Annotated in this window: 19 protein-coding genes; 7 read left to right on the top strand and 12 right to left on the bottom strand. The window is 70.8% G+C overall.

Going from position 1 to position 21355, the window contains the following annotated elements; all coding sequences use genetic code 11:
* Positions 1–431: 431 nt before the first annotated feature.
* On the bottom strand, positions 432–887 hold the full coding sequence (locus tag ADL12_RS38675; protein ID WP_062711871.1) for a DUF6299 family protein: 456 nt from the start codon (positions 885–887) through the stop codon (positions 432–434).
* 238 nt (positions 888–1125) lie between these two features.
* On the opposite strand from ADL12_RS38675, the gene ADL12_RS38670 reads away from it, so the two are divergent.
* Positions 1126–1320, top strand: coding sequence for a DUF5999 family protein (locus ADL12_RS38670; protein WP_062711868.1), 195 nt, complete (start codon positions 1126–1128; stop codon positions 1318–1320).
* Positions 1321–1327: 7 nt separating this feature from the next.
* Here ADL12_RS38670 and ADL12_RS38665 read toward each other — a convergent pair whose 3' ends face one another.
* Entirely contained in the window at positions 1328–1726 is a 399-nt protein-coding gene (locus ADL12_RS38665) for a RidA family protein (RefSeq protein ID WP_062711866.1), read from the bottom strand.
* Complete coding sequence (locus ADL12_RS38660; RefSeq protein ID WP_062711862.1) at positions 1723–2967, bottom strand: acyl-CoA dehydrogenase family protein; 1245 nt, start codon at positions 2965–2967, stop codon at positions 1723–1725. The genes ADL12_RS38665 and ADL12_RS38660 overlap by 4 nt, the downstream gene beginning before the upstream one ends.
* Positions 2968–3041: 74 nt before the next feature.
* On the opposite strand from ADL12_RS38660, the gene ADL12_RS38655 reads away from it, so the two are divergent.
* Positions 3042–4754, top strand: a complete 1713-nt coding sequence (locus ADL12_RS38655; RefSeq protein WP_208614703.1) for an AMP-binding protein — start codon at positions 3042–3044, stop codon at positions 4752–4754.
* Between the two features lie 15 nt (positions 4755–4769).
* The gene (locus ADL12_RS38650; RefSeq protein ID WP_062711859.1) at positions 4770–5582 is read left to right on the top strand and encodes a PaaX family transcriptional regulator; all 813 of its coding nucleotides are present in this window, start codon (positions 4770–4772) and stop codon (positions 5580–5582) included.
* Between the two features lie 101 nt (positions 5583–5683).
* On the opposite strand, the gene ADL12_RS38645 is transcribed toward ADL12_RS38650, so the two are convergent.
* Both ADL12_RS38645 and ADL12_RS38640 read right to left on the bottom strand, forming a co-directional pair.
* Positions 5684–8050, bottom strand: a complete 2367-nt coding sequence (locus ADL12_RS38645) for a bifunctional salicylyl-CoA 5-hydroxylase/oxidoreductase (protein WP_079052505.1) — start codon at positions 8048–8050, stop codon at positions 5684–5686.
* Positions 8051–8052: 2 nt separating this feature from the next.
* Positions 8053–8880 carry an enoyl-CoA hydratase family protein gene (locus tag ADL12_RS38640; protein WP_062711853.1) on the bottom strand — a complete coding sequence of 276 codons (828 nt, stop codon included), beginning with the start codon at positions 8878–8880 and terminating at the stop codon, positions 8053–8055.
* 338 nt (positions 8881–9218) lie between these two features.
* Here ADL12_RS38640 and ADL12_RS38635 point away from each other — a divergent pair, with 338 nt between their 5' ends.
* Entirely contained in the window at positions 9219–9671 is a 453-nt protein-coding gene (locus tag ADL12_RS38635) for an ATP-binding protein (RefSeq protein ID WP_062711850.1), read from the top strand.
* Between the two features lie 118 nt (positions 9672–9789).
* Here ADL12_RS38635 and argF read toward each other — a convergent pair whose 3' ends face one another.
* Entirely contained in the window at positions 9790–10797 is a 1008-nt protein-coding gene (gene argF, locus ADL12_RS38630) for an ornithine carbamoyltransferase (RefSeq protein ID WP_062711847.1), read from the bottom strand.
* A 99-nt stretch (positions 10798–10896) separates the two neighbouring features.
* Positions 10897–12120 carry an arginine deiminase gene (locus ADL12_RS38625; protein WP_062711843.1) on the bottom strand — a complete coding sequence of 408 codons (1224 nt, stop codon included), beginning with the start codon at positions 12118–12120 and terminating at the stop codon, positions 10897–10899.
* Positions 12121–12255: 135 nt separating this feature from the next.
* Here ADL12_RS38625 and ADL12_RS38620 point away from each other — a divergent pair, with 135 nt between their 5' ends.
* Together ADL12_RS38620 and ADL12_RS38615 are read left to right on the top strand one after the other, a co-directional pair.
* A complete protein-coding gene (locus tag ADL12_RS38620) occupies positions 12256–13293 on the top strand; it encodes an SPFH domain-containing protein (RefSeq protein WP_062711841.1) in 1038 nt (345 codons plus the stop codon).
* On the top strand, positions 13290–14225 hold the full coding sequence (locus ADL12_RS38615; protein WP_062711838.1) for a diacylglycerol kinase catalytic domain-containing protein: 936 nt from the start codon (positions 13290–13292) through the stop codon (positions 14223–14225). The genes ADL12_RS38620 and ADL12_RS38615 overlap by 4 nt, the downstream gene beginning before the upstream one ends.
* Before the next feature lie 37 nt (positions 14226–14262).
* Here the strand turns inward: ADL12_RS38615 and ADL12_RS38610 are convergent, their stop codons facing one another.
* The 3 genes from ADL12_RS38610 to ADL12_RS38600 form a co-directional block, all read right to left on the bottom strand.
* Complete coding sequence (locus tag ADL12_RS38610) at positions 14263–16812, bottom strand: polynucleotide kinase-phosphatase (RefSeq protein WP_062711835.1); 2550 nt, start codon at positions 16810–16812, stop codon at positions 14263–14265.
* Positions 16809–18320, bottom strand: coding sequence for a 3' terminal RNA ribose 2'-O-methyltransferase Hen1 (locus ADL12_RS38605; protein ID WP_062711832.1), 1512 nt, complete (start codon positions 18318–18320; stop codon positions 16809–16811). The genes ADL12_RS38610 and ADL12_RS38605 overlap by 4 nt, the downstream gene beginning before the upstream one ends.
* Before the next feature lie 387 nt (positions 18321–18707).
* A complete protein-coding gene (locus ADL12_RS38600; protein WP_062711829.1) occupies positions 18708–19631 on the bottom strand; it encodes an LLM class F420-dependent oxidoreductase in 924 nt (307 codons plus the stop codon).
* Between the two features lie 240 nt (positions 19632–19871).
* Between ADL12_RS38600 and ADL12_RS55215 the strand changes: the two genes are divergently transcribed.
* Positions 19872–20048, top strand: a complete 177-nt coding sequence (locus ADL12_RS55215; RefSeq protein ID WP_167364459.1) for a hypothetical protein — start codon at positions 19872–19874, stop codon at positions 20046–20048.
* A 277-nt stretch (positions 20049–20325) separates the two neighbouring features.
* On the opposite strand, the gene ADL12_RS38595 is transcribed toward ADL12_RS55215, so the two are convergent.
* On the bottom strand, positions 20326–20796 hold the full coding sequence (locus ADL12_RS38595; protein WP_062711826.1) for a DUF6099 family protein: 471 nt from the start codon (positions 20794–20796) through the stop codon (positions 20326–20328).
* Between the two features lie 177 nt (positions 20797–20973).
* On the bottom strand, positions 20974–21300 hold the full coding sequence (locus ADL12_RS38590) for a nucleotide pyrophosphohydrolase (RefSeq protein ID WP_062711822.1): 327 nt from the start codon (positions 21298–21300) through the stop codon (positions 20974–20976).
* Positions 21301–21355: the final 55 nt, after the last annotated feature.

The following is a 21355-nucleotide window of genomic DNA, read 5'->3' as shown; positions in this document are numbered from 1 at the left end:
CCTGCAGGGTGACCGGACGCCGCGGTGACGGTCGGAGACAGGGTTATGGATGGGGTTTCGTTCTGCCCGTTGTCCGCTGCGGGCATGGTGCAGGGCCCTCCGGTGTGAAGGGCCCTGGACCAGTGGTGGCCCCCACCAACCGGCACGAGCGTGAAACAGTCGAAAGGTCATTCGCGCAGCTCAGCAACCATCGGCCACCTATCGCGGCAGGTCACGGGCCTCCCTGGTCTCTTCCGGGACATCTGACGACTCGCCAGCTGAAGTCTCGCTCGACCGAGGCCCCGCCACTCTTCACGGAGAGTAGCGGGGCCTCGATGTATTCCCAGGCCAGAGACTCACGGACCCTGGCGGCGTGGGGCAGGGCCCGGGGGCCCCGCCCGACGCGGTGATGTCGTGTCCCTGAAGGTGCGAGCCCCGCAGGGACGTCGGGTTCAGATTTTGGTCAGAGTGATGTCCTGCTTGTCCTGCAGAGCGTGGAAGCGGGGCAGGGGCAGGCCGCCCACGGGGTGGAGTTCGACGATGGTGGCCTCGACGTACGCCTTGCCGGCCTCGAGGGGGCCCGAGGAACTGTCCGTGTAGGGCTTGCCCGTGTTCTTCCAGCTGTGCTCCTTGCCGTCGCACACGGCGAGGGTGCCGCCGATGCCGTGCCGGAGGCCGGAGGACCTCTGGCCGATGGTGGAGCTCACGAACGCCGGCCCCGTGGTGTCGGCGCAGCGGTAGGTGCCGGACAGGGTGACGGTGCCGTCCGCGGCGATACGGCCCGTGTCGTCTACTGTCACGGTCTCCTTGGGGGTGGGGGCCGCGGAGGCGGCGGGGGCCGACGGGGCGGCGACCAGCAGGAGCAGGACGGCGCCGGCGGCGGTGGCGAGAGCGGGGCGCAGGGGCATGGGATGACCTCCCGGATAATCGGAGTGGGGCCATCCACTGGTACCTGGCGGGTGCGCCCATGGGCGTGACCGTCACCCCTTCGGTGGCGAGTCCGCCCCGACCTTCGTGGATCGGTCAGAGAGTTGTCCGCGTGTTGTCACGGTTCACGTGGGGCCGTTCCGATGAGTTCGCCACGGGAGCATGGTCTACCCATATGGACGACCCACACGGCTCGTCCGCCCACTGTGGAGGTGCGCCATGTGTTCCCACCAGCCTTCGTGCCCTTCCTCCCATGGTCGAGCCCCCCATGTGGTGGCCGCACACCCCGAGCAAGGCTGGAGCCTGCTCTGCAACGGCGCGATCGTGTTCGACGACAGCGGTGAACTGCTGCCCGACGGCAGCGTCGTCGCACCGCACCGGGTGCCGACCGCGCGGCTCGCCATGGCGGCGTGAGCACGACCTACGGCAGTACGGCGAAGCCGTCGAGCTCCACCATCGCCGCTTCGTCCCACAGGCGTACGACCTCGACGACCGCCATCGCCGGATAGTCGCGGCCCGCCAACCGGCGCCAGATACGGCCGAGTTCGGCGACCTGGGCGCGGTACGCGGCGACGTCCGTGGCGTAGACCGTGACCCGGGCGAGGTCGGCGGCCCTGCCGCCGGCGGCGTCGAGCGCGGCCAGCAGATTGGCCAGGGCCCGCTCGAACTGCTCGGGCAGGGTGCCGCCGGTCACCTTGCCGTCGGCGTCGAGGGCGGTCTGACCGGCCAGGAAGACGACCCGTGAGCCGGTGGCGACGACCGCGTGGGAGAAGCCGGTGGGCGGGGAGAGGTCGGGCGGGTTGACGCGCTCGGTGCTCACTGGCCGGCCTCCATGTCCGCGTACAACTCCTTGGCGATGATGCCGCGTTGGACCTCGCTGGCGCCCTCGTAGATGCGTGGGGCCCGCACCTCGCGGTAGAGGTGTTCGAGCAGGTGACCGCAGCGCAGGGCGTGGGCGCCGTGGAGTTGGACGGCCTTGTCGACGACGTACTGCGCGGTCTCGGTGGCGAGCAGCTTCGCCATCGCGGCGCGCTTCGGGACGTCCGGGGCGCCTTCGTCGTACGCCGTCGCCGCCGCGTACACCATGAGACGGGCGGCCTCCGTACGCAGGGCCATCTCGGCGACCTGGTGGGCGACCGTCTGAAGGTCCTTCAACTTGCCGCCGAACGCGTCCCGTTGGGCGGTGTGGGTGAGAGTCGCGTCCAGGGCCGCCCGCGCCATGCCGACGGCGAAGGCTCCGACACTGGGCCGGAAGAGGTTGAGGGTGCCCATCGCGACGCGGAAGCCGCGGTCGGCCTCACCGAGCATGTCGGCGGCGGTGACGGGGACGGCGTCGAAGGTGAGGCTGCCGATGGGGTGCGGGGACAACATGTCGAGGCCCACTCCGGTGAGGCCGGGACGGTCGGCCGGGACCAGGAAGGCGGTGACACCACGGGCGCCGGCGCCGGGGGTGGTGCGGGCGAACACGGTGTAGAAGTCGGCCTCGGGGGCGTTGGAGATCCAGCACTTCTCGCCGGTGAGCCGCCAGCGGGCGGGGCCGTCGGGCTCGGCGGCGAGTGAGGCGGCCGGGGATCCCCCGGGTTCCCCCGGTTCTCCCGGGCCTCCCGGCTCCCCTGGCACCCCCGGCCCTCCCGACTCTCCCGGCCGCGAGGCCTCCCGTTCCGCCCGCAGCTCCAGCGCCGCCGCGTCCGACCCGGCCCCCGGCTCGCTCAGCGCGAAGGCCGCCACCGCGCTCCCCTCGGCCACCCGGGGCAGCCAGCGCTCACGTTGGGCCGGGGTGCCGTGGGCATGGACCGGATGGGCGCCCAGCCCCTGCAGGGCGAGGGCCGTTTCCGCCTCCGTGCAGGCGTAGGCCAGGGACTCCCGCATCAGGCACAGGTCGACGGCGCCCGAGGTGAACAGCCGTTCCAGCAACCCCAGTTGACCGAGTTCGGCGACCAGCGGACGGTTGACGTGCCCGGGTTCGCCCTTCTCCGCGAGCGGGCGCAGTCGTTCTGCGGCCAGGGTGCGCAGTTCGGCACACCATGCGGTTTGCGGCGGATCGAGTGAGAATGCGGGCATTGCCGACCTCCCTGCGGAGCCGTCCGCGACGGACGCTCCCGACGGACCTCCTCGACGATATCGCGCACCATTGACTGTCGTCACCAACACGATACGCTCCCTGTGCGAGCCCACCACGAGCCCAGAAGCACCACGCCCACAAGGCAGCCCACACGGCAAGGGGGCGAACCGCCATGGCCGGTCTGCACCGCTCCGCCCACGTCGACACCTTCGCCCGCGAGCATCTGCCACCGCCCGACCAGTGGCCCGAGCTCCACTTCGAGCTTCCGGAGCTGCGCTACTCCGATCGGCTCAACGCAGCCGCCGAACTGCTCGACGGCCCTGACGACGAGCGGCCCGTGTTCCACACCCCGGCCGGGGCCACATGGACGTACGGCACACTGCGCGCCCGCGTCGACCGGCTCGCACATCTGCTCACCGGCGATCTCGGCGTCGTCCCGGGCAACCGGGTGCTGCTGCGCGGCCCGACCACACCGTGGCTGGCCGCCTGCTGGCTGGCGGTGCTGAAGGCCGGCGCGGTCGCCGTCACCGTGCTGGCCCAGCAGCGGCCGCACGAGCTGCGGACCATGTGCGAGATCGCCCAGGTGCGGCACGCGCTGTGCGACGTCCGGGCCGTCGACGACCTCGCCAAGGCCGAGATCCCGGGGCTGCGGATCGCGACGTACGGCGGTGACGCCCCCGACGACCTGCTGCACCGCCCGGCGCCCGACGCGCCGTACCCCGCCGTCGACACCGCGGCCGACGACGTCGCGCTCATCGCCTTCACCTCCGGCACCACCGGACGGCCCAAGGGCTGTATGCACTTCCACCGGGATGTGCTCGCGATAGCCGACACCTTCGCGGAGCATGTGCTGCGCCCCCATGTGGGCGATGTCTTCGCCGGCAGTCCCCCGCTCGGCTTCACCTTCGGCCTCGGCGGGCTCGTCATCTTCCCGATGCGGGCCGGCGCCAGCGCCCTGCTCCTCGAACAGGCCGGCCCCAAGCAGCTGTTGCCCGCGATCGCCGAGCACCGGGTGTCCGTGCTGTTCACCGCGCCGACGGCCTACCGCACGATGCTCGACGAGCTCGACTCGCACGACATCACCTCACTGCGCCGCTGTGTCTCCGCGGGCGAGAACCTGCCCGCCGCCACCTGGCAGGCCTGGCACGACCGGACCGGCCTGCGCATCATCAACGGCATCGGCGCCACCGAGCTGCTGCACATCTTCATCTCCGCGGCCGACGAACACATCAGGCCCGGCACCACAGGGGTGCCGGTACCGGGGTGGCACGCGCGCGTGGTCGACCACGGGGGCCGGGAACAACCCGACGGTGAGCCGGGGCTGCTCGCCGTGCGCGGGCCGGTCGGCTGCCGCTATCTCGCCGACCCCCGGCAGCGGGAGTACGTGCGCCACGGCTGGAACATCACGGGCGACACCTACGTCCGGGAGAGTGACGGCTACTTCCGCTATGTAGCCCGCGCGGACGACATGATCATCTCGGCCGGCTACAACATCGCGGGCCCGGAGGTCGAGGAGGCCCTGCTGCGCCATCCGGACGTGCTGGAGACGGCGGTGGTGGGGCGGCCCGACGAGGCGCGCGGCCAGGTCGTGGTGGCATACGCGGTGCTCAGGGAAGGTGCGCGACGGGACACGGAGGCACTGCGCACGTTCGTCAAGGGCGAGCTGGCGCCCTACAAGTGTCCACGCGAGATCGTCTTCCTGGACGCGCTGCCGCGCACCGCGACCGGCAAGCTCCAGCGTTTCCGGCTGCGCGCGAGTGGTGACCCGCAGGGTGACCAGCAGTGATCCGTACGACCTAAGATGATCAACGTGTCCGACCAGCATGCACCACGGTCTCTCATCGTCACGCTCTACGGCGCCTACGGCCGCTATATGCCCGGCCCGGTGCCGGTCGCCGAGCTCATCAGACTGCTGGCCGCGGTCGGCGTGGACGCTCCTTCCGTGCGTTCCTCGGTCTCGCGGCTGAAGCGGCGCGGGCTGCTGCTGCCGGCCCGTACGGCGCAGGGCGCGGCGGGGTACGAACTGTCGCCGGACGCCCGCCAGTTGCTCGACGACGGCGACCGGCGCATCTACTCCACCGCGCCGCCCGCCGACGAGGGCTGGGTGCTCGCGGTGTTCTCGGTGCCGGAGTCGGAGCGGCAGAAGCGGCATGTGCTGCGCTCCCGGCTGGCCGGGCTCGGCTTCGGGACGGCGGCTCCGGGCGTGTGGATCGCGCCGGCACAGCTCTACGAGGAGGCCCGGCACACGCTCCAGCGGCTGCGTCTGGAGGGATACGTCGACTTCTTCCGCGGCGAGCACCTCGGCTTCGCGCCGACCGTCGACGCCGTCGCCCGCTGGTGGGACCTGGCCGCGATCGCCAAGGAGCACGAGGCGTTCCTCGACCGCCACGCTCGCGTGCTGCACGACTGGGAGTGCCGGCACGACACCCCGCCCGAGGAGGCCTACCGCGACTACCTCCTCGCCCTGGACTCCTGGCGCCACCTCCCCTACACCGACCCCGGCCTGCCCGCCCGGCTGCTGCCCGAGGACTGGCCGGGCGCCCGCTCGGCGGCCGTCTTCCGGGGACTGCACGAACGCCTGCGGGACGCGGGGGCCGTGTTCGCGGGCCTGTGACCGGGCGGCCCATCACGGGCCACCACGGGCACACCATGCGCCACTAACGGAACAGATGGTCAACCTGTAGAAAGCCTCCCTCACGGGTGGCGCGTATACCCTCAAGTCCCGAGCGTCAGGCGGGGCTTGGGGGCGTCCGTGCGTCCCGTCTGCGGGCGGCGGCTGCCCGCCCGGTACGGGGCCGGCCAGACGACGCCCGGTCCGTCGTAGCCCTGCTCGGCCGCGGCGTGCAGCGTCCAGTGCGGGTCGTACAGGTGGGGGCGGGCGAGGGCGCACAGGTCCGTACGGCCCGCCAGGATCAGGGAGTTGACGTCGTCCCAGGAGGAGATCGCGCCGACGGCGATCACCGGAAGGCCGGTGATGTGACGGATCCGGTCCGCGTACGGCGTCTGGTACGACCGCCCGTACTCCGGCTGCTCGTCGGCCACGACCTGCCCGGTCGAGACGTCGATCGCGTCGGCGCCGTGCGCGGCGAAGGCGCGGGCGATCTCGACGGCGTCCTCGGCGGTCGTGCCACCTTCGGCCCAGTCGGTGGCGGAGATACGGACGGTCATGGGCCGTTCCTCGGGCCATACGCCCCGTACGGCGTCGAAGACCTCCAGTGGGAAGCGGAGCCGTTTGTCGAGGGAGCCGCCGTAGGCGTCCGTGCGGAGGTTGGTGAGCGGGGAAAGGAAGCCGGAGAGCAGGTAGCCGTGCGCGCAGTGCAGTTCGAGGAGGTCGAAGTCGGCCCGGGCGGCACGCCAGGCGGCTGCCGTGAACTGCTCGCGGACATCGGTGAGTTGGGCGCGGGTCAGCTCGCGCGGGGTCTGACTGTACTGCTTGTAGGGGATCGGGGACGGGGCCACGAGTGGCCAGTTGCCGTCCTCCAGGGGCGCGTCGATGCCCTCCCACATCAGCTTGGTCGAGCCCTTGCGCCCGCTGTGGCCGAGCTGCACGCCGATGGCGGTGCCGGGTGCCTGTGCGTGCACGAACTGGACGATCCGCCGCCAGGCCTCCCCCTGTTTGCCGGTGTAGAGGCCCGCGCAGCCGGGGGTGATGCGTCCCTCCGGGCTGACGCACACCATCTCGGTCATCACCAGGCCGGCGCCACCGAGGGCGCGGGCGCCGAGGTGGACCAGGTGGAAGTCGCCGGGGACGCCGTCCGTGGCCGAGTACATGTCCATCGGGGACACGACGACCCGGTTGCGCAGGGTCAGGCCGCGCAGCCGGAACGGCGTGAACATCGGGGGCGTGCCGGGCGGGCAGCCGAAGTCGCGCTCCACGGCCTCGGTGAAGCGGGCGTCGCGCAGGCGCAGGTTGTCGTGGGTGACGCGGCGGCTGCGGGTGAGGAGGTTGAAGGCGAACTGTCGGGGCTGCTGGTCGAGGTAGAGGCCGAGGTTCTCGAACCACTCCAGGCTGGCGCGGGCGGCGCGCTGCGTGGAGGCGACGACGGGCTTGCGCTCCTCCTCGTACGCGCTGAGCGCGCTTGCGATGTCCGGCTGTTCCTCCAGGCAGGCGGCGAGCGCGAGGGCGTCCTCGACGGCGAGCTTGGTGCCGGAGCCGATGGAGAAGTGGGCGGTGTGGGCGGCGTCGCCGAGCAGGACGACATTGTCGTGCGACCAGCGCTCGTTGACGACGGTGCGGAAGGTGGTCCACGCCGACTTGTTGGACTTCAGGGGCCGTCCGCGGAGCGCTTCCGCGAAGATCTTGGCGCAGTGCTCGACGGACTCCTGCTCGTCGAGTTCCGCGAATCCGGCTGCCTGCCAGACCTCTTCCCGCATCTCGACGATCACGGTGGAGGCGTCCGCCGCGTACGGGTAGCCGTGCAGTTGCATCACGCCGTGTTCGGTCTCGGCGATCTCGAAGCGGAAGGCGTCGAAGGCGAAGTCTGCGGCGAGCCAGATGTAGCGGCAGTGGTGTTCGGTCACATGGGGGCGGAACACATGGGTGTAGGCCTCGCGGGTGGTGCTGTGCACACCGTCGGCGGCGATTACCAGGTCGTATGTTTCCGCGAGCCAGGCGGGGTAGGGGGCCTCGGAGCGGAAGCGGAGCTCTACGCCGAGGGCGTGGCAGCGGTCGTGCAGGATTTCGAGGAGGCGTTTTCTGCCCAGTGCCGCGAAGCCGTGTCCTCCGGAGGTTTGGCGGGTGTTGCGGTGGACGATGTCGATGTCGTCCCAGCGGGTGAAGTGCTTCTGCAGGGCCGCGTAGACCACGGGGTCGGCGTGTTCGATGCCGCCGAGGGTTTCGTCGGAGAGGACGACTCCGAAGCCGAAGGTGTCGTCGGGGGCGTTGCGTTCCCAGACGGTTACCTCGCGGGACGGGTCGAGGCGTTTCAGCAGGGCGGCGGCGTAGAGGCCACCGGGGCCGCCGCCGATGATTGCGACTCGTAGGGGGTGGCTGGTCATCATTGGCGACTGCCGGTTCGATGTGGCTGGTCGCGCAGTTCCCCGCGCCCCTGGGCTTGGGACAGTCCCCTGGGTCGAGAGCATCCCTACCTCCCCTGCCATTTCGGTGGGCGCTTCTCCGTGAACGCCGCGTGGAACTCCGCGTAGTCCTGGCCGTTCATCAGCAGGGCCTGTGTCGAGGCGTCCATCTCCACCGCTGCCGCCAGCGGCATGTCCAGCTCGGCCGTCAGGAGCGTCTTCGTCTGGGCGTATGCCAGGGCAGGGCCGTCGGCCAGGCGGCGGGCGAGGGCCCCCGCGGCCTCGTCCGCCCTCCCCTCCTCCACCAGCTCGCTGATCAGGCCGATCCGCTCGGCTTCCGGTGCCCGTACCGGCTCGCCCAGCATGAGCAGGCGGGTGGCGTGGCCCAGGCCGACGACCCTCGGCAGCAGATAGGCCGCGCCCATGTCGCCGCCGGACAGGCCCACCCGGGTGAAGAGGAACGCGAAGCGGGCGGTGGGGTCGGCGACCCGGAAGTCGGCCGCGAGTGCCAGTACGGCACCGGCCCCGGCGGCCACCCCGTGCACCGCCGCGATCACCGGGAACGGGCACTCCCGTACGGCCCGCACGACCTGCCCGGTCATCCGGTTGAAGTCGAGAAGCTGGGCGGTGTCCATGGACAGGGTCGCGCCGATGATCTCGTCGACGTCGCCGCCGGAGCAGAAGCCGCGGCCCTCGCCGGCCAGCACCAGGGCCCGTACCGCCCGCTCCCGGGACAGCTCGGCGAGCAGATCGCGCAGGTCGGCGTAGGCGCCGAAGGTGAGCGCGTTGAGTTTCTCGGGGCGGGCGAGGGTGACGGTGGCGACCCCGTCGGCGCGCTCGACCCGCAGGTGCTCCCAGTCCGGGGTGCGGGTGGCGGAGCCGGTGAAGGGACTCATGACGTGCGGCCTCCTCGGGCGGACGGCGGGCACTGGCTCACTGAGCTCTACCCTTCGAGCTCTACCTTCGAAGCTATCACCTAACTTTGACTGTCGTCACGAGTGCGCAATAGCCCGATAGCCCGACCGCGCGACAACCCGGCGTGTGACCTGACCTCGTCACATCCGTCACGGCTCGTCGACATCCCCGTAACGGCGGGATCAGCCGTGCGAGGCCGGCCGTTCACCCGGGTAAGCCGCCCAGCAGTCGGGGCCGAAGGTCCCGAACGGTGCCCGTCGGACGCCTCTGCCGGGTGGCGCCGTACCATTCAGAAGGTTGAAAGCAGGACAGCCTGCTCATGAACGGACCCACCTTGCAAGATCGCCCCGCAGCCTCCGCCTCCTGGCACATCGCACTGCCGCACACCGTCGCGGCCGTGCCCGTCGCCCGCGCACTGGTCCGGACGGCGCTGGCCGAGCTGGAGCATGCCGCCGACAGGGACACCGCGGAGCTGCTCACGGCGGAACTGGTCGCGAACGCCGTGGAGCACACCGCAGGGGACGGCCCGATAGAGCTGGTGGTGGAGCTGCTGCCGTCCGGCTGCCAGGTCGAGGTGCATGACCCGGACCCGGCACCGCCCGGCAATCTGACCCGGCCCGCCGACGGCGACCCCGACCCCTGGCAGGAGCACGGCCGCGGCCTGCTGCTGATCCGCGCCCTGAGCTCGTCCTGCGGCCACCGCCCGACGGACTCGGGCAAGGCGGTGTGGTTCAGGCTGCCGGTCGTACCCGCTCAACGCCGTCCGACGTAAACCCCCTGCGGGGCGCGGGGCTGTATTGAATATGCGGCTACCGCCGCGCGGGCGCGATCAACCACATACAGCCGGCAGTCCGCAACACAGGCGCGCCCCTACGGCACATCCCCGCCACTCAAGCCAGCGTCGCGACCAGAACCGCCTTGATCGTGTGCATCCGGTTCTCCGCCTCGTCGAAGACCACCGAGTGCTCAGACTCGAAGACCTCGTCCGTGACCTCCAGCGACTCCAGCCCGTGGCTCTCGAAGATCTCGCGCCCGACCTTCGTGCCGAGGTCGTGGAAGGCCGGCAGGCAGTGCAGGAACTTGACGTCCGGGTTCCCGGTGGCGCGCAGCACGTCCATGGTCACGGCGTACGGGGCGAGCGCAGTGATCCGCTCGTCCCAGACCTCCTTGGGTTCACCCATGGAGACCCAGACGTCGGTGGCGACGAAGTCGGCGCCGAGGACACCTTCGTCGACCTTCTCGGTGAGGCTGATGCGGGCGCCGCTGGTCTCGGAGAGCGTGCGGGCCCGATCGACGACCTCCTGGGAGGGCCAGTACTCCTTGGGCGCGACGATCCGTACGTCCATGCCGAGCAGGGCGCCGGTGATCAGGTAGGAGTTGCCCATGTTGAAGCGGGCGTCGCCGAGGTAGGCGAAGGCGATCTCCTTGAGCGGCTTGTTGCTGTGCTCCGTCATCGTCAGCACGTCGGCGAGCATCTGGGTGGGGTGCCAGTCGTCGGTCAGGCCGTTGTAGACGGGCACGCCGGCGTGCGCGGCCATCTCCTCCACCTTCGCCTGGCTGTCCCCGCGGTACTCGATCCCGTCGTACATCCGCCCCAGCACGCGCGCGGTGTCCTTCGCAGACTCCTTGTGGCCGATCTGCGAGCCGGACGGGTCGAGATACGTCGTCGAGGCGCCCTGGTCGGCGGCCGCGACCTCGAACGCGCAGCGCGTGCGCGTCGAGGTCTTCTCGAAGATCAGCGCGATGTTCCTGCCCCGCAGGTACTGCGTCTCGGCCCCGGCCTTCTTGGCGGCCTTGAGCTCGGCGGCCAGCTCGATCAGCCCGCGGAACTCCTGCTCGGTGAAGTCGAGCTCCTTGAGGAAGGGGCGGCCGGCGAGGGCGGTCGGGACAGTCGCCATGGGGGCGCTCCAGAGGTACGAGAACAGGGACTTTGGAAGTCTATACGACCATCAGCATTTCTATACGGTCGCCGTGCACAGCCGGCCTGCACAGCCGGCCTACACAGCCTCCCGCTCGACCGGACAGCTCATACAGCGCGGCCCGCCCCTCCCCCGGCCCAGCTCGCTCCCCGGAATCTCGATCACCTCGATGCCCTGCTTGCGCAGATGGGTGTTGGTGGTGGAGTTCCGCTCATAGGCGACGACGACACCCGGCTCGACGGCCAGCACATTGCAGCCGTCGTCCCACTGCTCGCGCTCGGCCGCATGGACGTCCTGGGTAGCGGTCAGGACGCGGATCTCGCTGAGGCCGAGGGCGGCGGCGATCGCGCGGTGCATGTGCTCCGGCGGATGGTCGGTGACCTTCAGCTCCTTGTCGCCGGCGCCCGGTTCGATGGTGTACGAGCGGAGCATGCCGAGCCCGGCGTACTGGGTGAAGACGTCGCCGTCGACCATCGTCATCACGGTGTCGAGGTGCATGAGGGCGCGCCGCTTGGGCATGTCGAGGGCCACGATCGTCTGGGCCGATCCGGCGGCGAACAGCTTGTGCGCGAGCATCTCGACGGCCTGGGGTGTGGTCCGTTCGCTCATCCCGATGAGGACCGCGCCGCTGCCGATGACGAGGACGTCCCCGCCCTCGATGGTGGAGGGGTAGTCGGCCTGCCCCTCGGACCAGACGTGGAACGTTTCGTCACGGAACAGCGGGTGGTGCCGGTAGATCGCCTCGAAGTGGACCGTCTCACGCTGCCGCGCCGGCCAGCGCATGGCGTTCACGGAGACGCCGTCGTAGATCCAGGCGGAGGTGTCACGGGTGAAGAGGTGATTGGGGAGGGGCGCGAGGAGGAAATCGTCGAGCTCCATGACATGGAAGCGCACGGAGGTCGGCTCGGGGTGCACCTCCAGGTACTCCCGCTTGGTCATGCCGCCGACGAGGGCCTCGGCCAGCTCCCCTGAGGGCAGGCCCTCGAAGGCCGCACGGAGATGGTCGGTGGCGAGCACCCCGTACTCCTTCTCGTCGAAGACCCGGTCCAGGACGAGCTTCCTGGCCGCCGGGATCTCCAGGGCCTCGGTGAGCAGGTCGCCGAAGAGGTGGACGGCGACCCCGCGGTCGCGCAGGACGTCGGCGAACCCGTCATGCTCGGCGCGCGCCCGGCGCACCCACAGCACGTCGTCGAAGAGCAGCGCGTCCTTGTTGCTGGGGGTGAGCCTTTTGAGCTCCAGATCCGGCCGGTGCAGGATGACGCGGCGCAGCCGCCCGGCCTCGGAGTCGACATGGAATGCCATGTCTCCATCCTGACCATCGACGACCGGGTTCACCCCCTACTCGACCGTTTCCGTTTTCGTCCTCTTGACGACAAGCAGGCTTCACAATTATCGTCTGCATGACGAAAATGGGGAGCCAGTGAACGAGGGGGTCTCATGGCCGACATCACCCGGCGCCTGGGGTGGCGCCATCTGCGGGGCGCTCCGACGGCACACATCCGCCACCACCGCTCCGGCCGGCTGGTGCACGACGGACCGGGGCTGAGCTTCTGGTTCCGCTCCCTGACCGCCGCACTGTCCGAAGTGCCGGTCGACGACCGGGAGTTGGCGATGACCTTCCATGCCCGTACGTCCGACTTCCAGGACGTGGCCGTACAGGCGACGGTCACCTACCGGATCAGCGATCCCGCCGTGGCCGCGACACGCCTGGACTTCTCCGTCGACCCGGACACGGGTGCCTGGCGGGGCGCCCCGCTGGAGCAGCTCGGGACGCTTCTGACGGAGACGGCCCAGCAGCACGCGCTGGACGTCCTGGCCCGTACGCCACTGTCGGCGGCACTGGTCGACGGCGTGACGGCGGTGCGGGAGAGGATCGCGGCGGGCCTGGCCGCCGAGCCCCGCCTCCCGGCGACCGGCATCGAGGTCGTCGCCGTACGCGTCATGGCGCTGCGCCCGGAACCCGAGGTAGAGCGCGCCCTGCGCACGCCGGCCCGCGAACAGATCCAGCAGGAGGCGGACCGGGCGACCTACGAGCGACGGGCCGTGGCCGTCGAGCGGGAGCGCGCGATCGCCGAGAACGAACTGGCCAGCCAGATCGAACTCGCCCGCCGCGAGGAGCAGTTGGTGGACCAGCGGGGGACGAACGCGCGGCGGGAGGCCGAGGAGCAGGCCGCCGCCGACGCGGTCAGGGCCGAGGCGGAGGCGGCCCGCACGGTACGGCTCGCCGAGGCGGAGGCCACCCGCTCCGTACGGCTGGCCCGGGCGGAGGCCGAGGGCGCCCGCGAGGTCGGTGCGGCGCGGGCGCAGGCGCAGGCCGCCTGGCTGCGGGTGCACGCGGAGGTGGACGTGGCGACGCTGCACGCGCTCACCGGGACACGGCTGGCGGAGAACCTGCCGCGGATCGACAGCATCACGGTGTCGCCGGACGTGCTGACGGGCCTGCTCGCCCGGCTCGGTACGCAGGAACAGGCGTGAGTCTCGCACCCCGGGTCGTCCTCGTCCATCGCACCACGGAGTACGAGGAGTTGGTGGCCCGGCACGGCACGCACGGCCAGGCCGCCTTCTTCCTCGCCTCCCGTGGCCGCGACATCAAGGAGGTCGCCGAACGCCACCGCCGGACGCGCCAGGCGCTGACGGAGGTCACCTCGGCGATCCCCCTGACCTGGCGTCAGACCCGGGTCGAACGGGCCGACCTGGACCGCTTTCTGTTCGCCCCCGAGGACGTCGTGGTCGTGGTCGGGCAGGACGGCCTGGTGGCGAACGTCGCCAAGTACCTCGACGGACAGCCGGTGCTGGGCATCGACACCGACCCCGGCCGCAACCCGGGCGTCCTGGTGCGCCACCGGCCCGGGGACGCAGCCAAGTTGTTCGTGTCCACGCAATCCGGAAGGGGTGACTTCGACGAACTCACCATGGTCGAGGCCGTCGCCGACGACACGCAGCGCCTGGTGGCGCTCAACGAGATCTACCTGGGCGCCGCCGGACACCGGACGGCCCGATACCGCCTGGGCCTGGAGGACGACGGGGGTGTCGTCGAGGCCCAGGCCTCGTCCGGGGTGCTGATCGGCACCGGGACGGGGGCGACCGGATGGATCCGGTCGGTGTGGCAGGAGCGATGGGGGTGCCCCCGCTCGAGCGAAGCCGAGAGTGGGGGCAGGCAGCTGCGGCTGCCCTCCCCGACGGAGGAGCGCCTGCTGTGGTTCGTACGGGAGGCCTGGCCGTCCCCGGCCACCGGTACCTCACGGGTGGCCGGGGAACTCACCGCCGCGACCCGTCTCCACCTCACCGTCGAGTCCGAGCGGCTGGTCGCCTTCGGGGACGGGATGGAGACGGACGCGGTGGAGCTGACCTGGGGTCAGACCCTCCGGGTGGGCGTGTGCCGGGAGCGGCTGCGGCTGGTCTGCTGATCAGCGGCGACCGCTCCCGGCCGCACCGCCCCTCGCGTCACAGCCGCGGGTCCACCGGCTCCGACTCCAGCGCCAGCACCCCGAACACGGCCTCGTGCACCCGCCACAGCGGCTCACCCTCGGCCAGCCGGTCCAGGGCCTCCAGCCCCAGCGCGTACTCGCGGATGGCGAGGGACCGCTTGTGGTTGAGGAACCGCTGCCGCAGCCGGGCCAGGTTGTCCGGGCGCGTGTACTCCGGACCGTAGATGATCCGCAGGTACTCGCGGCCCCGGCACTTGATGCCGGGCTGTACCAGCCGCCCCTGTGAGCTCCGGACGGCAGCACCGAGCGGCTTGACGACCATGCCCTCGCCGCCGCGGCCCGTCATCTCCAGCCACCAGTCGACGCCGGCCTGGACCGACTCCGGGTCGCCGGTGTCGACGTAGAGGCGCCGGGTGGTCTGGAGCAGGCCGGTGCCGTCGTGCTCCACCAGCCGGTCGAGGAGCGCGAGCTGCTCGTCGTGCGGGAGGGCGGCGAGGCTGCGGCCCTGGACCACCAGGACCTGGAAGGGGGCCAGGCGTACGCCGTCCAGGCCGTCCGTCGTCCAGCAGTAGCGGCGGTACGCCTCGGTGAACGCGGCGGCGTCCGAGGCCCGTTCGCGCTGGCGTGCCAGCAGGTCCGACACGTCGATGCCGCGCGCCGCGGCGCCCTCCAGCGCGGCCAGCGCACCGGGGAACGCAGCCCCGGAGGCGGCGCCGACCGCCGCGTACTGCGAGCGCAACAGGCCCTGCGCCTTCAGCGACCACGGCATCAGCTCGGCGTCCAGCAGCAGCCAGTCCGTCTCCAGCTCCGCCCACAGACCGGCCTCGGTGGCAGCGGCACGGACCCGCTCCAGGATCGTCTCCGTCACCGACTCGTCGTCGAAGAAGGGGCGACCGGTACGGGTGTACAGCGACCCGGTGGGGCCGTCGACCCCGAACCTCCTGCGCGCGACCTCCGCGTCCCGGCACACCAGGGCCACCGCGCGCGACCCCATGTGCTTCTCCTCGCACACGACCCGCTCGACGCCGTCCGCCGCGTACTGCGCGAAGGCCTCGGCCGGGTGCTCCAGGTAGCCCTCGATGTGCGACGTCGCCGTCGGTGCCATGGTCGGCGGGAGGTACGGCAGCAGGCGCGGGTCGACCGCGAAGCGGCTCATGACCTCCAGGGCCGCGGCCGCGTTCTCCTCACGGACGGACACCCGGCCGGCGTGCCGCGTCTCCACGACCCTGCGCCCGTGCACGTCCGCGAGGTCGAGCGGCCGCCCGTCGTGTCCGCCGGGTGCCTCCGTCCGCAGCGGCTTCGCCGGCTCGTACCAGACCTGCTCGGCCGGTACGTCGACCAGTTCCCGCTCCGGCCAGCGCAGCGCGGTCAGCTTGCCGCCGAAGACGGCACCGGTGTCCAGGCAGATGGTGTTGTTCAGCCATGTGGCCTCCGGGACCGGTGTGTGGCCGTACACCACAGCCGCGCGGCCTCGGTAGTCCTCCGCCCACGGGTAGCGCACCGGCAGGCCGAACTCGTCGGTCTCCCCGGTGGTGTCGCCGTACAGCGCGTGCGAGCGGACCCGGCCCGACGTACGCCCGTGGTACTTCTCGGGCAGACCGGCGTGGCAGACCACCAGCCGCCCGTCGTCGAGGACGTAGTGGCTGACCAGCCCGTCGATGAACTGCCGTACCTCGGCCCGGAACGCCTCGCTCTCACCCTCCATCTGGTCGATGGTCTCGGCGAGTCCGTGCGTGTGCTGGACCTTGCGGCCCTTGAGGTAACGCCCGTACTTGTTCTCGTGGTTGCCCGGCACGCACAGCGCGTTGCCCGACTTCACCATCGACATGACGCGGCGCAGCACGCCCGGGCTGTCAGGGCCGCGGTCGACGAGGTCGCCGACGAAGACGGCGGTACGGCCGTCCGGGTGCGCGCCGTCGACGTAGCCCAGCTTGCCCAGCAGCGTCTCCAGCTCAAAGGCGCAGCCGTGGATGTCGCCGATGATGTCGAAGGGGCCGGTGAGGTGGGTCAGGTCGTTGAAGCGCTTCTCGGTGACGACGGTGGCGTTCTCGACGTCCTCCACACCGCGCAGGACGTGCACCTTGCGGAAGCCCTCGCGCTCCAGGTGCCGTATCGACCGGCGCAGTTCGCGGATGTGCCGCTGGATGACGCGGCGCGGCATGTCGGCCCGGTCGGTGCGTGCGGCGTTGCGCTCGGCGCACACCTCCTCCGGGACGTCCAGCACGATGGCGATGGGCAGCACGTCGTACTGCTTCGCGAGCTGGATCAGCTGCTTGCGGGCGTCCTGCTGCACGCTGGTGGCGTCGACGACCGTACGGCGGCCGGCGGCCAGGCGCTTGCCCGCGATGTAGTGCAGGACGTCGAAGGCGTCCTTCGTCGCGCTCTGGTCGTTCTCGTCGTCGGAGACCAGGCCGCGGCAGAAGTCGGAGGAGATGACCTCGGTGGACTTGAAGTGCCGGTGGGCGAAGGTGGACTTGCCGGAGCCGGAGGCGCCGATGAGCACGACGAGGGAGAGGTCGGTGACGGGCAGGACCCGTCCCTGGGGTGTCTGGGTGGTCTCGCTCATGCGACCTTCGCCTCCTTGTCGTTCGCGTCGTTCGTGTCCTTCTTCGTGGCGGCCGTGCTCATGTCGGCTGTGCTCATCTCAAACATGGCCATCTGGGTGGGCGGCCCCACCTCCGGGTCGTCGGGCCCCACGGGCACGAACTCCACGCCGTACCCGTGCCGTTCGGCGACCGCCTCCGCCCAGGCCCGGAACTCCTCGCGCGTCCACTCGAAGCGGTGGTCGCCGTGCCGGACGTGGCCGGCGGGGAGGCTCTCCCAGCGGACGTTGTACTCGACGTTCGGGGTGGTCACGAGGACGGTCCGTGGCCGGGCGGAGCCGAACACCGCGTACTCCAGGGCGGGCAGCCGCGGCAGGTCGAGGTGCTCGATGACCTCGCTGAGCACGGCGGCGTCGTAGCCCTTGAGCCGGTTGTCGGTGTAGGCGAGGGAGCTCTGGAAGAGCTGCACGCGCGAGGCCTGCCGCTCCCCCATCCGGTCCAGCTTCAGCCGCCGCCCGGCGATCGTCAGCGCCCGCATCGACACATCTACGCCCACGATCTCGGTGTACGCCGGGTCCTTGAGCAGCGCCTGCACCAACTGGCCCTGTCCGCAGCCGAGATCGAGCACGCGCGCGGCGCCGGACGCCTTGAGCGCGGCCAGGATCGCGTCCCGGCGCTGCACGGCGAGCGGGGTCGGCTTCTCCTCGGCCTCGCTCTCCGCCTCGACCGCGTTGTCGATGTCCTCGACCTCGCTGTCGTCGGCCTCCGCGAGCCGCACGAGCTCCAGCCGCTCCATCGCCTCCCGGGTCAGCGACCAGCGGCGCGACAGATACCGGCTGGTGATCACCTTCTGCTCCGGGTGGTCCGGCAGCCAGCCCTCACCGGCCCGCAGCAGCTTGTCGACCTCGTCGGAGGCGACCCAGTAGTGCTTGGCGTCGTCGAGGACGGGAAGCAGGACGTAGAGGTGGCGCAGGGCCTCGGCGAGGGTCAGCGCCTCCGACTCCAGGACGAGACGGACGTAGCGCGAATCGCCCCACTGCGGGAACTCGGTGTCCAGCGGCACGGGCTCGGCGGTCACCGCCCAGCCGAGCGGTTCGAAGAGCCGTCGTACGAGCTCCGGTCCGCCTCGGGCCGGCAGCGCGGGCACCTCGATACGCAGGGGCAGCGGCTGCGTGGCGCGCTCGGGCCGGGCGTTGCAGACACCCCGCATCGCGCTGGAGAAGACGGCGCTCAGCGCCACGGCGAGCAGCGACGAGGCCGCGTACGGGCGGTCGTTGACGTACTGCGCGAGCGCCGCGTCGGGCGCGCCGCCCCGGCCCTTGCCCTTGCCGCGCCGGACCAGTGCCACCGCATCGACCTCCAGCAGCAGCGCCGCCGTGCAGCGCTCGGCGTCCGCCTCTGGGTAGAGGACGTGCGCCTTTCCGTAGGAGGTGGAGAACGCCTGCGATTTCTCAGGGTGCTTGTGCAGCAGGAAGCCGAGATCGGTGGCCGGGCGTTCCGGGGTGCCGGTGGTACTGATCGTCAGGAACACGGTGGTTGCCTCGAATGTGGTCTGAACTGCGGACACCACAACGTACAGCCCGCCGCCCGGCCGTAGGCAGGCATTTTTCGCTGCCGGCGGTCCCTGCCTGGGCTGTGCAGCGGGAATGGAGAATTCCACGGGCTGCGACGCCGGCACCCTGGTCGGCGGCTGAGGAAATACCGGCGGGCCGGGGGCAGGGCCCGACCGCCGATATCAACGGTGTTGAAGAGCGCAGGAATTCACCGGCCGCCGGGGGCCGTGAAAACACCGGTCACTGAAGACCGGAGAATGGAGAGACAAATGTCCGAGAACGGTAAGTCCTCGGCAATTCCAATTCCACGGCACACCATCGCACCCGTGGAAAGGAGGACTGCGTGGCCCCGCCGGCAGCGTGGCCTACGACAGCTGCGACTGGACCTGGGAGGAGATGAGCTCGAGGTGGTCCAGGTCGGCCAGGTCGAGAACCTGGAGATAGATCCGCCGCGACCCGATCTCCTGGTACCGGCCGATCTTCTCGACGACCTCGTCCGGAGATCCGGCGAGCCCGTTGAGCTTCAGCTCGTCCACCTCACGTCCGATCGCGGCGGCACGGCGGGCGACCTCCTGGTCGTCCTTTCCGACGCACACGACAAGGGCGTTGGAGTAGACGACGTCGTCCCCCTTGCGGCCGGCCTCCTCGGCGGCGGCCCGCACACGCCCGAACTGCCGCTCGCTGTCCTCGATCGAGCCGAACGGCATGTTGAACTCATCGGCGTACCTGGCGGCCAGCCGCGGAGTACGGGTGGCACCATGCCCGCCGATCAGAACGGGAATCCGGTCCTGGGCGGGCTTGGGCAGAGCGGGCGACTCGCTGAGGTCGTAGTACTTCCCGTGGAAGTCGAAGGTCTCACCGACCTCGGTCGCCCACAGCCCCGTGACGATGGCGAGCTGCTCCTCCAGCCGCCCGAACTTCTCCTTCGGGAACGGGATGCCGTACGCCTGGTGCTCCTCCTCGAACCACCCTGTCCCCAGGCCGAGTTCGACACGGCCGCCGGACATCTGGTCGACCTGGGCAACCTGGATGGCGAGCACGCCGGGCAGCCGGAAGGTGCCGGCGGTCATCAGGGTCCCGAGACGGATCCGCTTGGTCTCCCGCGCGAGGCCGGCGAGCGTGATCCAGGCGTCGGTGGGGCCGGGGAGGCCGTCCCCGGAACCCATCTTCAGATAGTGGTCCGACCGAAAGAAGGCGTCGAAGCCGAGGTCCTCGGTGGCCTTCGCCACGGTGAGGAGGGTGTCGTAGGTCGCGCCCTGCTGGGGCTCGGTGAAGATGCGAAGATCCATACCTCCATCCTGCACGCCATGACGCCGGTCGCCCGAACCGGTCCCCCTGCCCTGCGCAGCCACGGTCGGGTGAATTCCGTCTACGCCGTTGCCGCCCTGTGCCCGGGCCAGTGACCGGCTTCGACGGTGATCGTTGGCTCGATCGGAGCCGGACCGCCCGGCCCCCGCTGCGGCCGTCGACCGCCGGAGCGTCACCGTGTCGGCCCACTTCCATCGGGGCCGTAGGCCGAGGAGGCCGTCATGTCCGAGAACTTCCCGCCACAGCAGGGCGGCGGCACCGGCCAGCCGAAAGGACTGCTCCAGCAGATGGAGGAGCTGATGGCGGCCCTGAACGCGGACCTGTCGGCCCTGGACGCGGATCTGCAGTCGACCGGGGGACCCGGACGCGGCCAGCTGCAGGACGGGGAGACCGGCTGACGGTCCGTCTGCTCGCGGCGGGGGGCTGGGCCGAGTCACAGGTACCGCCTGCTTGCCGGGTCGCCCGGCGTCGCGGCTGGGCGGGGGTGGGTCGCGCAGCCCGGCGCTGACGGGGTGCCGCCCTTCTTTGGGTCGGGAGCCGCCCCAGCGGCACGACTGCCCGCGACTGAACGGACCGGCAGTCGCCCACGGCCCACCCACCGAACCGCAGGCGCTACACGCACCCCCACCGGACAGCAACAGGCCGCCGCAGGCATCCCGGCCCAACCAGCGGACGCTACCCCGCCTCCCTCTCCGGCAACACCTGATCCCGATCCGCCAGTCTGCGCAGCATCTCCAGCACCCGATCCCGAGACTCGTCCGCCGCGTCGATCGCCTCCATGCACTGCCAGTACGTCGCTTCGTCATCCGCGGAGCTGGCCATACCGACGAGTGCGATCCCGACCTCCCCCAGGAGGCTGCCCAGATGCATCAGCGCCTGTCGCGCATCGCCCAGCTCCGTGAGCTGGGCCGCGCGTAAGTCCCCGTCCGCCAGATCCGGCGCCTGAAGGACCCCACAGCCTCTCCCTGCCAGCTCCGTCAACCCCAGTGCCTCACCCCGTAGTTCAGGTGGGCCGAACACCGCGAGCCGACTCCCTATCGCCTGAGCCAGGGCCTGTGCCTGCCACACCTCGGTCATGATCTCCGGCGCACCCCTGCTCCCCGCCAGCGCCCGCCTGCTCGTCACGATCAGCCGCACCGCGTCCATCCGCAGTCCCCGTCTGTCCCGACGCGCTGCCCACGCGTCCGCCCGAACTCCCTTGTCCACTACCCAGAGTGAAGGCCTCTGAGACGAAAAGCCAGAGGAAGACGGAAATCTGGGGACAACTTTTCGGCTACGGACCGCCGAATGAACACAGAGAGTAAAAACGGACGCCGTCCTTCCCTACGGCGCCGGAAACCTCCGCTCGTTCCGGTCGATCTTCGCGTCCAACGCCGCCAACGGATCGATCCCGAGCACCTCGCACAGCTGCAGCAGATACGCCAGCACATCCGCGACCTCATCGGTCACCCGCGCCGCGGTATCCGCGTCGTCCATGACCCGCCCCGACTCCTCCGGCGTCAGCCACTGGAAGATCTCCACCAGCTCGGAAGCCTCGACGCTGAGCGCGGCGACCAGGTTCTTCGGCGTGTGATACGGCTGCCAGTTGCGTGCGGCGGCGAACTCGGCCAGCCGGCGCTGCAGCTTGGCCACATCAAGGGGTTCGTTCACGGCTCCAGGTGTACCACCGTGACGCCATCCCCCCCCGCCGCATCACTCACCGCCC

Source organism: Streptomyces regalis (genome assembly GCF_001509475.1).
Taxonomy (GTDB): Bacteria; Actinomycetota; Actinomycetes; order Streptomycetales; family Streptomycetaceae; genus Streptomyces; species Streptomyces regalis.
The sequence above is the reverse complement of the archived record's forward strand: the minus strand, read 5'-3'. Positions and strand labels throughout refer to the sequence as shown.